Annotated in this window: 3 protein-coding genes (1 of these 3 cut by a window edge); all 3 read right to left on the reverse strand. The window is 71.3% G+C overall.

Annotation, left to right across the window (positions count from 1 at the left end; all coding sequences use genetic code 11):
• Window positions 1-16011: the 5' portion of a hypothetical protein gene (locus tag ACGFNI_RS07775; protein ID WP_393681620.1), read on the reverse strand. The gene continues 29316 nt to the left of window position 1, outside the view; the window shows 16011 of its 45327 coding nt (coding positions 1-16011); the start codon lies at window positions 16009-16011; the stop codon falls past the left edge of the window.
• A 159-nt stretch (window positions 16012-16170) separates the two neighbouring features.
• Window positions 16171-16530, reverse strand: coding sequence for a hypothetical protein (locus ACGFNI_RS07780; protein WP_393681622.1), 360 nt, complete (start codon window positions 16528-16530; stop codon window positions 16171-16173).
• Window positions 16523-16969, reverse strand: coding sequence for a YbaB/EbfC family nucleoid-associated protein (locus tag ACGFNI_RS07785; RefSeq protein WP_393681624.1), 447 nt, complete (start codon window positions 16967-16969; stop codon window positions 16523-16525). Before ACGFNI_RS07785 ends, ACGFNI_RS07780 begins: the two co-directional genes overlap by 8 nt.
• Between the last annotated feature and the right edge of the window lies 1 nt (window position 16970).

Consider the following 16970-nt stretch of genomic DNA (forward strand, 5'->3'; position numbering starts at 1 on the left):
CGACACGGTGTGCGTTTCCTGGTGGGTGATCAACCCCGTCGTAACAGCTTCCTGGGGCGCGTGCACCGGAGTGGGGTCCGACGGTGCGGCGTTGACGTCGTCGGAGTGGCCGGACTGCTCGTCGGGGAAGAAGGGGGGCCCTTCGGACGCATGGTTCGCCAGTTGTTCCTGGTCCTTCTCCTCCTCCCGGAGGTTGCGGGCCTGCTCCCGGTAGCTGCGTGCCAGCCGTCCCAGCGGCGAGTCGTCGGCCTGGAGGTCGTCGTCCGACACCGACCTGCGCGAGAGCGCGGACAGCCGCTTCTCGGCCTCGTCGTCATCGGATGTGCGGGCGGGCTCGTCACCCGGGCTCTGGACGGACTCCTCCCCTGGGGACGTCTCATCGGCTTCGGGCGTCTCCTTCTTCCCGGAGAGGAGCGCGAAGATCTCGTCGCCCGCCGAGAGCGGGGCGTCCTTCGGCGAGGCCGGTTCCTTCGGCTGCGTGACGTTCTCGACGACGGTCGGTGCGGGCTCGGTCGTCGTCGGCGCTGACCCGACGGCACCGCTTTGACTGCCGTCTCCGGTGTCGCCGTTGTAGTGGTTGATGCCGTTGTAGCGGAAGATGACGGGCGGGCCGCCGGGCAGGCCCAGCGGCGCCTCCGACATGTGGCCGTCCGGCCGGCTGACGTAGATGCTGACGCCGAACGCCTCGGCCAGCAGCGGGGTGAGCTGCTCGCCGTAGTGCTCCTGGGCATAGGTGTGCTGCCAGCCCTTGGCGGTGTCGAGCAGCCCTTGGAACTCTGTGGTGGTCCAGCCGGAGGCGTACTCCCAGGCGTACTGCCTGAACGGTTCGAGGACTTCGGTGTCCATCGCGGCAAGCTGTTCGTGCACGCTGCCGTTCAGGTCGACCTCGGGGAAGTCGCTCTCCGCAAACGCTCGCAGGGTCTGTTCGAGGTCCTGCTCGGACGAGGCCGGGCCGCGGAGCAACTCCTCGGACTGGATGCGGAGCCGGCGCTCGTAGACGGGGAGCCAGTCCCTCCTGAGGCGGTGCAGTTCCTCGGTGCTGCGGATGCGTTCGCCCAGTTCCTGGAGAAGTTGCTCCCGGCCTTCGGAGGACGTGTGTGTGGTCCGGTGCATCCGGGCGCTCGGCCGGGACGCCAACCGCTCGGGCATGGTCGTGACGTCCCCGGTGAGGAAGTCCAGGACGTGCTGGTGGGCGAGGCGAACGGCCTGGGAGAAGACGGCGCCCGCGGTCCGGTTGCCGCCGGCCGTCGCCTGCGCGGCGCGGCGCACCGCTGCCGGGTCGCTCAGCAGCGCATCCACCTCGTGGTGCTGCGTCAAGTCGAGCTGCTGCCTGATGTGTTGGGGCGCATTCACGATGAGTGACGAGATCTGGCACCAGCCGTCCCCGGGGACCGGCAACTCGGTTCCCAAGGACGGGGGCCCTGCGGGGTGGGGCGGGCCCACCGTGACGGACTGCTGCGGCGGGGTGCCGACCGGTGCCGTCAAAGAGGGCGAGGAGTGGGACTGCTGGTCCATCGCGTCCGTCGTCGGGGCGGACGATCCGCCGCCACGCGGAATGAGGGCCTTGACCGTGTCCTCCTCCAGGACCACGGTGACCTTGGGGAGCGTCAGATCGCGTTCCCCGTCAGGTCCGGCGGGGTGGAAGACCTCGACGCCGGCGTCGGGGCGTACGACGTGGACCTCGACTCCGTAGGCGCGGGCGAAGTACAGGGGCGCGAGGTAGAGGTCGGCGTCCTCGCGGTCCTCCATGGTGCCGTGGCGCAGCGGGGAGCTGGCCGGGCGTTCCATCTGGAGGGCGATGAGTTTGAGCCGCGCGGTGTGCGGCAGCCGGACGTTGGTGTGGAGGGTGCCGTCCTGGTGGAACTCGAGCTGGTGCTTGGGGTCCAGGGTGATGCCGGCCTCGTCGAGGTCCGCCTGGGTGAAGCGGTCCCTGCCGGGTTCCGGCTGGAGCCAGGTGTTGCCGGTGTCGTTGGCGGCGTTGAGCCAGGAGTCGGGGTCCTCGCCGTCCTGCCGCAGGCGGTCGGCCATCGCCTGCCGGACACGCTGCGCGATCTCGGCGGGTGTGCCGCGGTGCGGCGCCACGGGAAGCGTCACGCCCCTGTCGGCGAGCTTGGTCAGCGCGGCGTTCAGGGCGAGCGGCAGCCCCTCGCCCTTGGTGCTGTCCGGGTTCGCGGTGTCGTGCGGGTCCAGGACGTCGTAGACGGTGCCGTCGTCGTGCGTGTAGGTGGTGGGGCGCTCGTCCTTGCCCTCGGTCTCGCCCGCCGTGAACTGCACGGGCTTGTCGAGGACGGCCAGTTCTTCGGCGGCCCGGCGCTCGTCATCGCCGCGGTCCTTGACCAGGGGCGGCTCGGGGAACGATGAAGGCTTCAGGCTCTCTGCGAACTCGGCTTCGGACGCTTCGAGTTGGGCGGTACGGTGCAGCTTTTGGAGCGCCGTCAGCTGCTCGGTGGCCTCCTGCGCGGCCTTGGTCCTGGCTTCGGAGCCCTCGGGCTGCTCCTCGAATGCCTTCCGCGCCGCGTTGAACTTGGCCTGCTGCTCCGCGATCCGGCCGGCCAGGTCGTCGGTGGTCTCCACCGGGACGCCCTTGCGGAGCCGTTCGGCCGCCTCGGCCAGCAGCTCGGCGTCCGTGTCTCCCCGGCCGGTGGCCGCGTCGGCTGCGGCCAGCTTCGCGGCGATGGCGTCGTGGATGCGCTGCGCGGCCTCCTGGGCGCGGGCGTGGGCCTGCCGGCGAAAGGCGATCTCGGCGCGGCGCAGCACGGAGAGGCGCTGGGCGGCCTGATGGTCGGTGGCGGACTGTCCGTCGCGGGCGGCGTCGCCCTGTGCCTCGCGCAGTTCCTGCCGCTTCTTGCGCAGTTCCTGGTCCAGCACCCAGACCATGATCTTCTCGCGCAGTTCGGCGTGGGCGGGCGGGACGGCGCCGCCCGTCCAGATGCCGCCGTAGGACTCGGCCTGCGACACCAACTCGTGTACCGACGGGTCCTCGTACGGGGCGGGGAGAGGAGCCGGGCTCTCCGCGTCGTCATCGGTGGCCGGGGTCGCCAGCGGCCTGCGGGTGGTGTCTTCCTCCTCGTCCCAGGTGTACGGCTCGGGCTTGCCCTGGGCGTCGGTGCGGCCCGCGTTGTCCAGGTGCCAGTCCCGCTGTTCGTCCGCGCTGCGGAGGGCCTTGTCCATTCCCTTCTTGAGGCGCTCGATCTCGGCGCGCAGGCCGGCCCACTCGACCGTGTACTCGAACAGGCGGCTTCCGGCGGACCGGCCGCTCTTGTCCAGCTCTTCGGCCGAGCGCGGCGGGGTGGGCGCGTTCTCGTGGGACGCGCTCCCGGTGGACGTCTGCTGCTGCGCCCGGCGCGCCTGGGCAGCCTCGCGGATGACCTCGTACAGCTCCTCGTAGCACCGTTCGACGCGCTTTTCGGCGCCCACGTACAGCTCTTGTGTGTCCTTGACCTTCTCCCGCAGGTCCTTGACCTGGTCGTACGCCTTCCCCACGGACTCGGGGAAGTTGTCGTCGTCGAGCAGGCCCGCCTCGCGCAGGACCCGCTCGGGCACCAGCGCCACCACCTTGTCCGAGGAGAAGGCGGCGGTGGCCGAGCCCTTGGCGGACTCGACGACGTGGCCGAGCAGTTCGGCGGTGGCGGCGTCGGTGACGGGCGTGCCGCCGCGCCTGAGGGTTGTCGTGGCGCTGCCGAGTGCCTTGCCGATGGTGTCGGACGCCGACTTCAGGCCGTGCTTGGTGACGGTGGCGTCGACGAGGAAGTCCAGCGGCACCTCGACCAGGAGGCGGCGCTCCGCCTTGGGCGACACCGCCGAGTTGACCGAATTGCTGACGGCGCTCTGGGTGGTGGCGACGTCGCCGCCCTGGGTGACCGGCGCCGTGCCGCGGCTGGTCATGTTGCCGGTGGTGGGCTGCACGGTGTGGGTGGGGTAGGCGCCGCCGGTGAGGCTGGAGCTGGCGGTGAGTCCCTCGGCGTGCTGGGTGGTGTCGGTGATCCGCTGGTCGCTGGTGAGGGTGACCTCGTCGAAGACGCCGAGGATCTTGGGCCGGGCGGTCTTCGCCCGCGCGTGGACGGTGATGTTGCCGCGGGCGGACCCGAGCGCCGAGCTGTCCTCCAGCGTGGGCTGCTGCCAGCCGTGCGCGCCGAACGCCTGCGACAGCATCGCGCGCAGTACCTGCGAGCTGTTCTGCTGGGCGAGTTGGCGTGCCGCCGTGGTGCGGGGCCGGGTCAGGCTGCCGCCGCCGACGGCGGTGCGCTCGGTGGAGACGGACGAGTCGGCGTCCTTCCCCTTGGAGGGCCGGGACAGGGTGGTGGCCCGGCCCGCGGCGGCGTCCAGTGCCGCGGTGGCGTTCGCCAGCAGGTGGTTCGCGCCCTGGGCGTCGAGGAACACCACGTCCTGGTGGGCCAGTGCGCCCGTCAGCGCGCTGTTCCTGGCCTGCCAGGTGTTCGGGGATACGGGTTCGATGATCTGCGGGGCGGGGGCCGGGGCGGGGACGGGGACGGGCTCGGTCGCGGGCGGGCCGGAGGTCGTCGCCTCGGTGGACGTCGTCGCTTCAGTGGTGGACGTCGTCGCCTTGGTGGCAGGCGCATCCGACTTGATGACGGACACATCCGGCTTGGCGGCGGACGCGTCCGACGTCGCGGCGGTGGCCTCCTCACGGACCGGCGTCAGCAGCAGCTCCGGATGCATCTGGATCAGCGAACCGGCGTTCGCGCGCGCCTGGGTGACGTGGCCGTCCTCGTCGGTGTGGGTCAGCTCGATCTGGTAGTCGGCGCCGAAGTCGACGAAGCCGCCGCCGATCGACAGCGTGCGGGTGGTGCTGACCGCTTCGGTGACGGTGAGGGTACGGGTGGTGGTGGCGGTACCGGTCGCGGTCAGCGGCACGCCGACGCCCACGACATTGCCGGGCGGCTTGCCCTCCTCGGTGTTCGGCTGGGTGAGCGCGGTCTGTGTGCTGGTCACGCCGAGGCTGTGGGTCTCGGCCACGGCGACCGCACGGGACCGTGTGAAGGAGACCGAACGGTCCTCGTCGACCGAGACGTTGTGCTGGGTGTGCCGCTGGGTGAGGGGGCCTGGCACCAGTCGCAGCCACACGCCGGAGCTGAGCGGGACACCCTCGCGTACGAGTTGGTAGTGCAGGCCGCTGTTGAGGGAGTCCGGTGTCAGCAGCGTGTCGAGTTCGACGCGCAGCGTTCCCGCGGGGCCCATGCTGCTGTCGGGCAGCACCTTGCCCGCCTTGGAGCCCAGTTGCCCGGCGAAGGCCCGCAGTGCGGGTCCGGCGTCGAGCGCGCCCCGTACGGAGACGAACGAGGGCAGGTCCTTCGGCGGCAACCACCGGGCGTTCTGGGGCAGTTCGTCCAGGCCGTTGGTCACCCAGCCCAGCCTGCGGGCGTCGTCCAGGGAGTAGACCGTCGTCTTGTCACCGGGCACCGTGGCGCCGCCGAACCCGGTGCGTTCCGGGGCGAACCAGCGCAGCGACTTCACCCCGCCGGTCACGGTCCAGGTGGTCTCGTCGAAGTCCACCCTCGCCATCCGGCCGGACCGGGTTTCGGTGAAGGTCGTGCCGATGGAGAGCGAGTGGGATGTGGTGTGCGTGGTGCCGCGGTTGAACAGGGTCCACACGACGCCCCAGCCCTGGGACTCCTGGACCTTCCCCGGCACCCCGGCGTTGAAGGCGGTGCCGAACGTCAGCTGCGCCTGGGCGTTGACGGTGCGGGTCAGCGAGGTCCCGGTGCCGACGCTGAGGGCGCTGGAGACGGCGTGCTTGGCTTCGAGGTTGCTGTCGACGATGTCGCGGACCTTCGGGCCACGGGGCCGTGCTTCGAGACGCAGCCGTGCCTCGAAGCGGAACGCACGGTCGCGGTAGTGCAGCAGGTCAAGGGTGCGCCCGCCGTGCACCGCGGCGTCGAACTGCGCCTCCAACTGCTCGGTGAGGGCCATCAGATCGGTGTGTGCCTGGGTGCCCCGGATGGCGAGCTTCTGCTTCAGGTGCTCCGAGAGCTGCCCGAGCACGTCCTTCGCCACGGCGGCGACGTAAGGACCGTGCCCGATGCGGACGTGGGAGTGGAAGGCGTCGTCCCGGTCGTGGCGGACCCGCGGGCCCGTGGCCAGGGCCTCGGCCTCCTGCGGCGTCAGCTGTGTGACGCCTTGCTGCGGCGTCCACAGCGCGGTGCCGCCGGTGTCCTCCGCCTCGTTCCGGGGTGCATCGGGAAGCGTGGGGCTGCGGCGCGGCAGCCGGAGGTTCGCCGGCATCAGCGCGGTGGGGTGGAAGATGTGGACCTTGACCTTGGCGATCAGGTTGCCGTCCGGGTTCCCACTCAGTTCGATCTTGCTGGGGTCGATGTTGAACATCTCCCCGGCGGCGAGCCTCAACAGGTAGCGCGGTTCGGCGTGGTGCTTTCCCTCCAGCGACAACACGCCTTCGGCCACGTAGGCGTGGACGCCCTTGCCCGGCCCCAGGGCGTATTCGGTGCCGGTCTCCACGCCGGCCTCGGACTTGCGGGCATGGTTCTCGCCGTACGTGACGGTGGCGCCGCCCATCGCGAGGTTGGAGGCGGCGACGGGCTTGAACCCCACGTCGACGCCGGCTCCCGCCTGCCAGTTGAGCTGCCCCTCGGTGCTGGTGGAGATGTTGCGGGCACCGGACAGGCTGCCCGCGGTGGTGGTGTCGGGCCGCAGGCCCTCGTAGGTGAGGCGGGAGAGTTCCATGGACATGGTCAGGGCGGCGGTGTGACGGCGCAGCCATCCGGAGCGCCGGAGCACCACCGTCGAGCCCGATGCCTCGGCGGTCAGGTCACCGATGCTGTCGAACTTCCCGCGCAGGAGCTTGGGGCCCTGCGTCTCCAGCGCCGTCGCCCCGTGCAGTGCCCGGAACTTGTTCCGGTTGCGCAGGCCCCTGCGCTGCCCGGCCTTGGGGGTCGGGTACGCCGGGGGCTCCGCCGTGAAGCCGGCTTTCTTCCGCGCCCGGTACAGGGCCTTCTCGACCGCGTACGGCAGGTGGTGCCGCATGCTGCGCACGGTGGTCGCCTTGGTGGAGACCAGTTGCCGCACCTTGCGGTTCTTGTGGTGCGCCAGTGCCTGCTCGGTCTGGTCGAGGAGCTGGTGGGCGAGCGGGCGGGTCTCCTCCGGCGCCGACGGCTGGGTGGCCGGGTCCTGCGGCTGGGCGGCCGGGTCCTGCGGCTGGGCGGCCGGGTCCTGCGGCGTGTCGCCGGTGGAGCGGACGTGCGAGTCCGTGGTCTCCACGAGCGGCGCGCCGGGGGTGGCGGGCGTGACGGGTGTGACGGGCGTGTTCGGCGGGGTCGAGGTCCGGGAGGTGCCGTCGGTCTCCCGCAGGGACGTGGTGGTGGCGGGCGGCGAGGGCGTGTGGGTGGTCAGTGCCGGGGCGGTCTTCGACCTCTTCAGCATCCGGTCGTGCCGCCCATTACGGGCCTGGGACGCCTTGCCGAGACCGGTCGCCTTGATCAGCGACGACACGGCACGCCGCCGCAGGTGGGGCCTGGGCTTGCGGGACGGCGCCTGGGAGGCGACCACCGCGGCGCTGATGCGCGTGTAGTGCATCGAGTTCAGCAACAGCTGGGCGTCGCGCGCCAGTTCCGCCGGCCGCGGCGGCTCGGTGAACTCCGGCACCTGCGGCCCGTTCGGGCTGTCCTGGCCGCGCGAGCCCGACAGCGCCGACGCGTCGCGCTGGTTGATCAGCCGGTTGTCGTCCCAGCCCGCCCAGGCCCGCGCGGAGTCCTTGGGAGTGCGCAGGAGCGCCGAGGCGGGGAAGCTCCGGACGAGGGTGTCCTGGTGCGCGACCAGTTCGTCGGGCGGCCCGAATCCGGAGGCTTCGTAGCCGGGCACGAACTCGACGTTGATCTTCAGAGCCTGCTTGTAGAGCCCCTGCGCCGACTTGTCCGACAGGCCGTACTGCACCTGCCCCTTGTCGGAGACCGTCAGCGTGTCGGTGCGGCCGGTACCCACCTGGCCCGTGAAGCCCGCCTGGGCGCGGACGACGGAGTTCTCCGCAGGTCCCGCGGTGACGGTCACCGAGAGGTTGCTGGCGACCGCCCGGCTGCGGTCGTTGCCGACCGCGGTGTTCTTCTGGACCTTGTTGTCGCTCTCACCGTGCAGGATCGTCCCGACCAGCTCCGCCGGCTTGCTGCGGTCGATCTCGACGCTGTAGCGGAACACGCCGATGACCTTGCCGTTCTCCCCGACGGCTTGCAGTGCCTGCACGTCGCCCCGGATGGTCGGGATCAGCTTCTCGTGCATGGCGTGGGTGGCGAATCCGCTGAGGATGGCCTGCATCGCCGGCATGTCAGGCGTCATCTGGCCGTGCTGGACGGCGACTTGCAGGGCCCAGTCCAAGAAGTCCTGCGAGATGACGAGGTGGTCGGGCGACACCAGGTCGGGGTAGGTGCCGACCGGCATGACGAAGCTGTCGGGCAGCCCTGCGGGGGCCTTGGGCTGCTTCGCCGTCATGGCGTCCGGCACCCGCCACTCGAAGCCGCTGCCGACGGGGATGTACACCGGCCGGGACGCGGTGGGCACCCGCTTGCCCCGGCTGTCCAGCTCATACGTCCTGGCCTCGTAGAGCACATCGTTGACGTAGGTGTGCGAGTCGCCCTCCGAGCCCACACCACGGGTGTCCGTCGAGGTGGAGGAGTGCACGGTGCTGTGCGACGCCTGGTTCAGGCCGCCGGTGACGGAGGCGCTGAACATGCCGGACGTACCGGTGCCGGGCGCGAACCCGGAGTTCACGCCGATCTGGTGGCTGGCGGACTGGGAGTACGACGTGGCGCTCTTCTCGCTGCTCCGCTGCCCGCCCTTGACCTTGACCTTCTCCGGGTCCGCATAGCGGCTGTACGCACCGTGGTTGAGGGCGCTGACGGCAAGCAGCCTGGTCTCGCCCACGGAGGTCGTGTAGCTCAGGAACGTGCCGTGGCCCAGCGAGGTGGGCTTGTTGCCCGACGCCTCGTCCGGGTGCGCCAGCAGCGCGTGCGGGCGGTGCTCCATCAGCTTGACGAGGGCGTTCCGCAGGCGCTCGCGGTCCCGTGAATCAATGTCCGTCACGCTGTTGGCGAGCTGCCGCGCGACCGTCTCCGCCTCCCGCAGCGTGATCTTGGTGCCGCCGACCGCCGATGCGTGCCGCTCCAGGCTGCTCTCGTCATCGAAGGTGTCCTTGGCGCCCTTTTTGTAGAGGATGCCGAAGTCGGTTGACGTGGGATCGAAGCGGACCGGCCGATCGGCTTCGAGGTACTGCCGCTCGAGCGTCAGCTTGTCGTCGGCCACCGATTCGGGCAGTTTGCCGTCCTCGTCGCGGGGGGCGAACACCACCTCGCGCTGAAGCTCGCGCAGCAGCTTCTCGTGGTGCTCGACCTGCGCCGCCCGCCACTTCTCCTCGGAGTCCACCCGCAGGCCCGACAGCTCCTGCGTGTGGACGTACGCGGCGAACTCGCGCTCGGAGGTGACGTGGTCGAACCAGACGTTCAGCTCGTCGGGGGTCAGCGCCCGCGGCCGGTCGGCCGTGGCGGGAGTGACGTCCGTGCCGGATCCGGTGCTCGCCGCGGCGGTGCTCGCGGCCTGCGGAAGGCTGGGGTACCACGTGCCGCCCAGCGGCTCCGGCGCGGGCCTGCCCTGCTCCTTGTACAGCCGGGCGCGTTCGCCCTCCATCCGCTGGATCAGGCGCTGGATACGCCGCCACGGCTCGGTCGATGCGCCCTGGAAGCCGTCGTCGGTCTGCCGGACCGTGACCTCGGTGCCCCAGGCCCCGCCCACGCTCTCGTGGCTGCCGTCCTCCTTGACGAGGGTCACGTTCAGGTGCAGCTTCTCGGCCGCCGCCTTGGCCGCGGCCTTCGCCAGCGTCCCGTCCCACGCGGTGCCCGAGCGCAGTTGGTGGCGGGCCAGGGCACGGCGCTGCGCGGCGTCGAGTGCGCCGGGGAGCCGGCCGACGGCGTCGAAGCTGCTGCGGGCCTTCGCGTCGAGGACGATGCCGATCGCGGCCAGTTCCTCGTCGCTGACCGCCCGCTGAGGCAGCTCGACCTCATCGAGCGTGGCGGTGGTCGCCTCTCGGGCGATCAGCTCGGCCAGCGAGCGCACCCGCCGGACGCCTTCCGGGGAGGCGTACTGCTTGGGCAGCACACCCGTCAGCGCTTCGCTCAGCGCCTTGGCGAAACCACTGCTTCCGGGTGCGGGAGCACCGAGCTGGTACGACTCGCCGCTCGGGCCCATCAGCTCCTTGCCATCGGACACGAGCTGGAAGTCGGCCTTGCCCATCTTCCGGAGCGCGTGCCGCACGGCGAACGGGTCGGGCATCAGGTGCGGGAACCTGCCCGCGTCCTCGCCCCCTTCCTGCTCGCTCAGCCTGCGCAGTCCTTCGGAGAGGCGGACGACGTGCCCGTCGGGTCGCAGATCGATCGAAGTGAAGAGCATGTCATCGACCGGCACCGGCATCGGCTGGTCGTCGGCCGCGTCCCGCCAGCCGGTCCGCCCCTCGTGCTCGACCACCCTCAGCAGCTTCCGGCTGTCCAGGTCCAGCCAGATGACCTCGTCCCCGTGACGGACCGCGTGCAGCCGTACGGAGGTGTCCTTGCCGTTGGTGCCGATGACGAAGGAGGCCGCTCCGTCGCCTTCCTGGCCCAGCGACTTCAGCGTCGCCTCGATCGCCTGAACCGTGTCCTTCGCCCCCACCCACGGTTTTCCGTAGGCGAGTTGGGTGCGCAGGGTCTCCCAGTTGCCGCGGGTGTGCGGGGCGGTGACCGGCGTGGGGGTGGGGCCCGACAGATCGTCGGATTCGGAGCGGTCGGAGTGCGTGCTCTGCGCGTCTTCCCGGCCCGTGCGGTCCGGCGCGGAGCGCTGCGGGGTCACCGTCACCGGGCCCGACGGCGTGCCCTGCCCGTCGTCGTCGGACGTGTACTTGCGCACCCGCTCCTCGGGGGTCAGCAGCTTCTCGCCCGGATACATCTCCTGCAACTGCCGGATGGACTCCGGGTCGTACGGGTCGACCCCGCCGGCCGGCTCGTCCCGGCGCAGGGCCTGCAGCCGCCGCACCAGCTCACTGCGCTCGGCGTCCTCGTGCCGGGCGGTGTCATCGTGCGCGGAGGTGGAGGGGGCGCCGTCGTCCACCGGCTGCGTCGCGTTGTCCTGGCTGGTCACGAGGGCGCCCGCGCCATCCTGCTCGGTGGTGTCGCGCTCGAAGCGGCCCCGGTGTTCGCTCTCGTGCCGGAGCCAGCGCGCGGCGTCGAGGTCTTCGGGGCCCCACATCTCCTGGAAGGTGGTGAACCACTCCTCGCGGGTGCGGGATCCGATGCGGGTCAGCTCGTGCCGGGCGATGTCGTGACCGGCCGCGGCACCGTGGAAGCCGCGGGCCCAGGTGCCCAGCCCGTCCGTGGCACTGATCTCGAACAGCAGCCGGTCCGACAGCTCCGCGCTCAGGCTCTCCCTGCCGTCCCGCCAGCGGGCCGGTCCGTCGACGGTGGGCGGGGCGGTGTCGGTGGCGGTTTCCGTGTCAGTGGCGGTGTCGATGTCGGCGTTGGTGTCCGACGGCGATGGCGTCTTCTCCGGCTCCGATGTGTCCGTACCAGGCGCCTTCTCCTCCGCCACCGGAGCGTCGGGACCTGGCGCCTCCTCCCCCGCCACCGAGGCATCAGGACCTGGCGCCTCCTCCCCCGGCTTCCCGAAGACGGTGTCGAAGGGGAAGAGGGCGTCGAACTGGGCCGTCACCCGGTCCACGTGCTCGGTGACGAACCGGTCCTTCGCGTCACGGGGCAGGAACTCCGCTTCCCGCTCGGCCAGTTCGGTCGCCTCCTGGCGGGCCCGGTCCTCCGCCACGGTCCGCGCCACCGCGAGCGCGACCCGTCGCCGCGCCGCCTCCGGCTTCGTGTACGACTCGAGGAGACGCTGCGCCTCCGCGGGGTCGCGGTGCTCGCTCTTGGCCCACGCGTCCAGCTTCTGGTGCAGTTCCCCGCCGAGCTTGACGGCCGCGGTCCGCTGCGCGGCGTGGCCTGCCGTCTGCCCGCCCAGCGAGAACTCGTTCTTGAAGTCATCGCCGAGGTCGTCCAGCGCCCGCTGCCACGTCCCGGACGCCGCCTCCTTGACCGCCTCGACGGCTTCCTTCGCGGCCGACTCCTTGGCCACCTGGAGTTCCAGCAGGCCGGGCAGCTCCTCCTGGCGGGCCCTTCGCCGCTCCTGCCAGGCGCTGTCCACCGCCCCTTCGCCGGTGGGCCGCTGCCCGGTACCGGGAGGCCCGTAGATCTCCAGGCGGTCCTGGTCGTACGTCTCCAGCCACTGGCGCCGCAGCCGCTCCCTGCCCCCTTCGGACAGCGCCGATTCCTGCTTCTCCTGGGGGACGAGCGCGTCCTTGGGCCGTTCCTCGTCCGGCGTCTCGGTACGGCGGACGGCAGCGCTGTCCGCCGCGCTCTCGAACAGCTGCTGGGCCTGCCGGCGGTGGGTGACGTCCTGGACCGCGTCGCCGAACGCCCGGTGCAGCTCCGGGAGAGCGGAGTTGAGCGCCTTGAGCACACCGGCGGCCTGCCGCCCGAGCTGCTCGCCGACCGCGGCGGAGGTGAAGGCGCCGTCGCTCATCGCGTCAAGGGCGGTGATCAGCCGCTGCGGGTCGGTGCGCAGCAGTCCGGCGCCGAGCATCTCTTCCATGACGGCGCGGGCACGGTGCTCGAAGGCGTACTGGGCCTCGGCCAGCGCCCGTTCGCCCCGGGGGCGCTGCGGCTGCTCCTGGCCTTCCGCGCCGTCGGCCGGCCGCGGCCCCGCCGTGGGCTCCACCTCGTCGAGCTGCGCCCGCACCTCGGGCGCGAGGCCGCCGCGCCAGTTGTCGAAGGCCGCATCGGCCCACCGGCCGACGTGTTCCAGGCCGTGCTCGATGACCCACTGGCGGTCCAGGTGCGCGCGCAGCGCTTCCGGGGTGGCGAGCGGGTCGTGTCCGTCGGTGGTGAGCTGGTTCCTGCTCCGCTCCAACTCCCGGTCGTACAGGCGCTGGAGTACCCGGGAGCGCAGGTCGTCGTCGGTGGCGGGGCGGGGGCCCGGCCGCCCGCGTCCAGTCGTCAGCTGCTGGTCGGACGGCGACGGGCGGTGCCCGCCCTGGGCTGCGGTGCCGTCCCCGCCCGTGGGCTCCGTGTGTCCCAGCCGGTCCCCGGCCCACTGGTCGAAGACATCGTCGAAGAACTTCTCCCGGGCCGCGTCCCGTTCGGCCTGGGACAGTTCGGCGTCCCGCCAGCCGGCCATCCTGGCCTGCTCGTCGCGCCACCGGTCGGCGCGCGCCTGCCGGTCTTCGGCCTGCGACCAGTGGGGCGCGTCGGACGCGTGCTGCTGCGCGCCCGGCGGCATGCCGAACGAGCCCGTCAGATCCGCGTGCAGGGCCGCCAGGAACTCCGCGCTCTGCGCACGGACCGCCGCCTCGTCGAACACCGGCTCGGACTCGGGCTGCGGCAGCGGCCGTCGGGCGGCCAGCACCTGCTCCTCGATCCACTCCTGCCGCTCCCGCTCGGTCAGCGGGCGCAACGGCGCTTCGGTGTCGTCCGTCGGCAGGTGAGTGGCGCCCGCCCCGTCGGTCCCCTGCTGTCCGCTGCTCTCGCCGTCCGCGGTGTGCCGTGCCTCGCGGACCCGGATCATGCGGTCGACCAGCTCGGACGGGTTCGGGAGTGCGGTGTGGTGCGTGGCTTCGGGCGTCGGCGTCGGCGTGGGCGCGTGCGGGGTGGCGGTGCCGGATGACGTGTCGGTGGTGTGCAGGTTGTCCGGGGTGGGGGTGGTGGGGTGGGGCGGCTCGGGGGCGGGCCCCGGTGGCGTCGTGGGGGTTGCGCTCTCCGTCGCGTGCGGCGCGGGGGGCGGCGTGGCCTGGTGCGGGGCGCCCTGCCCGGAGTCCGCCGTGGCGGTGTCGGTGGACGGCTCCTGGTGGTTCGTGTCCGGCGCGGGCGACTTCTGGGTGCTGCTGGTGACGATCTCGCGCGGCTTCGGCGGCGGCACCGGGCCTTCCTGGCCCGTCGGCCGTGCGCCACCGGCCCGGCTCTGCGTGGCCTCGTGGGTGCCGCCCGGCGCGGACGGCGGGTTCGGGGGCCCGCCGGTCTTGCCGCCCGTGGGTGCCGCGGCGCCCGTGCCGGTCGCGGTGGCCGGGATCTGCTGCGTCGGCCCGTCCTGCCGCACCGGCGTGCCGGGCCCGGTGGCGTACGGGGCGGGGCCGTCGTCGCCCAGCTGCTCGGTGGATGTGCGCTGCGGGGCGGGCGGCTGCACCGGTCCTTCGTGGGCGGTCGCCGCGGCCGGTTCGTGGCCCGATGTCGCCGCAGTCGGTTCGTGGCCCGATGTCGTCGCGGGGCCGTCGGATTCGGTGGAGACGGTGTGCCGGGCCGCGCTGCCGGACGCGCCGTCGTGCGAGGTGCTCGTCCCGGACGCGCCGTCGTGCGGGGTGTCCGAGCCGTCGGAGCCGCCGTCGTAGGCCGTGCCGGAGAGTGAGGTCTGATCCGTGGTGCTCGTGGTGGCGACCGTCGGCGGGGTGGCGGACGGCTCGGTCAGCATCGACGCGGAGTCGTTCGCCGTCGACGGGCCGAACACCTGGTCCTTGAACGCCTTCAGGCCGCTGCCCACGGCCGCCATCGACGGGTGGATCACGTGCTGCGTCACCGGCGGCATGGCGTATTCGCCGATGCCGCGTCCTGCCGCGCCCATGACCATGCCGCCGGCGAAAGCGCCGCCCGTCGTCTCGAACTTGCCTGTGAAGGCGTAGTTGACGACGGCGTCCGACAGGGCGTTGTTGGCGCCGTCGGTGAGGGTGCCTGCGGCCGTGCCCGCCAGGCGGTAGCGGAGGTTGCCTTCGAGCTGGTCGCGGAGCGCGGCGTGCATGGCGTCCGGGACGTCGTGCGCGAACAACTTCGCGCCGTCCGCGCCGAGTTGCTTCTCGTACGGCTTGAGGACGTTCTGCAGGGATTCCTTGACGGTGTTGCGCTCGGCGTCCGCGGCCCAGTCCTTGACGACGGCGCGGCCCCAGTCGCCGCCGAGCTGCTTGGCCTCGGACTCGGTCAGCGCCTTGCCGCCCAGGTGCTTCTTGAACAGGTCGCCGGTCTTCTCGGTGAAGGCGTGCGCGATGGTGCCCTTGCCGCCCTCGATTCCCTTGCCGAAGCCCTTGGACAGCTGCGCCTGGGTGTTGCTGACGAGGCTGCCGAAGTCCTTGCCGAATGCCTGCTGTTCGGCGTGGGTGAGCTGGGACAGCGGGCCAGGCGCGGTCTTCTCCAGGCCGCTCGCCGCCTTCGAGCCCGCGCCCGCCACGTCCTTCCCGAAGCTCTTGGCGCTGCCGCCGGCGAAGAGGTTCCCGAACTCCTTGCCGAGTGCGCCCTTCACGCCGGTGCCGATGGCGTTGCCGAGCCACTTGCCGATGCCGACGCCGACGAGGTCGAAGGGGGCGGCGATGGCGCCGCCGATGGCACCGGCGGCCGTGGCCTGGCCCAGGAGCTTCGTGTCGATACCGTCGCGGTGGCCCTGCCCGATCTGGATTCCCTGGATGGCGGCGTCCACGACGAATCCGACACCCGCGCCGATGACGGCCTGCATCGCGATGGATTTCAGCAGCGACGTGATCAGGCTCATGATGAATTCGCGGATCAACGCGAATTCGAAACTCATGCCGAGCATGACGCCGGGGCCGAAGAAGAAGCTGAAGAACGCCATGGCCGCCTGCATCGCGACCATGGCGACGGCCTGACCGATGATCGACCACTTCGTGTGTTCCACGTCGGTAGCCGTGTTCTTGGCGTTGTCGGCGAGGTGTTCGCACTGCTTCGCCGCGCCGTCCAGAATCGGCTGGTCCCCGGAAACCAGGTAGTTCACCAGATCGAGGAAGGAGTCGGCGGTCTGCCCGGTGAAGTTCTCGCTGATTCCCTTGGCGACTTCGAGGAAGTATTCCTCGGCCTGCCGGAAGTCGCCCACGGTCTTCCGGTAGGCGGCCTCCGCGTCCCGGAGGGTGTCCTCATTGGCCTGCGGCCATTTCATGCCCAGCGCGTTGAGAACGTTGATGACATCCTGGGAGGGCATGAGGGCCACGGCCGACCCCTTTCTGAACTACGGGCGACGGGCCCGCATGACGGAGTGCACGGCGAAAGGTGCTGGTGGACAGGGGATGAGGCGGAGACGGAAGGGACGGCGCCAGGGGATGCCCGCCGGCGCGGACACCCCCCTGGTGCAGGATTCACAGCTCTCCTGCTAATGCTGCGACTTTTCCTGGGCCTTCTTCTCCGCCTCCTGCATGTGATTCCAGGATTCGGCGATCCTCTGGTTGTCCTCGTCGGCCGCCCGGAAGATTTTCATGACGTCGCCGCCGGCCTGTCCGGTGGAATCGGTGACATCGCTCATCATCTTGACGATCCGCTCCAGGGCTTCGGTCCCCGGATTGGCGATCGACTTGTACTGCTCGGCCACTTCGTCGTTGTCGCCTGCGCCCTGGAGATTCAGCCGCTTGATGTCCTCCACGTCCAGGCCCAGGGTGCTGATCTGCGTGGCGAGTTTCGGGTATTCCGCGAACAGCCGGTGGAGGTCTTCGGTCGTCCTGATCTCTTCAGCCATCGGTCTCGTCCTCGTCGTCGCCACGGCGTCCGAAAGCGGTGCCCCCCGGCCCCTGTTGCGGCCACAGCTTCCTCGCCTCGTTCATCGCCTTGAGCTGTTCCGTGCCGCCGAGCATCGATTCGCGCACCTCGTCGCTGAATCCCGTGAACGGCGCGACCGCGCGGTTCACCTTCTCGTGCACATCGGCGCGCGCCCGCTCCAGCAGCTGCACCAGCGCCCGGCCCAGCTCGGCGGGGGCCATGGTGCGGTAGTGGTCGCCGTTGAACCGGATCTCCCGCACATCGGACTGGGTGCCCATCACGACGGTGATCGCCCGGTCCTTGGAGGTGACCTTGACGGTCTCCTTCGCCAGCCTCTGCTGCGTCTCCATCAGCTGATTGCGGTGCTCGGCCAGCCGGCCCATCATCTGGTCGACCTGGTCCTGGAATCCGGGGCTCATC

Source organism: Streptomyces sp. NPDC048644 (assembly GCF_043199105.1).
In the GTDB taxonomy this organism is placed as follows: domain Bacteria; phylum Actinomycetota; class Actinomycetes; order Streptomycetales; family Streptomycetaceae; genus Streptomyces.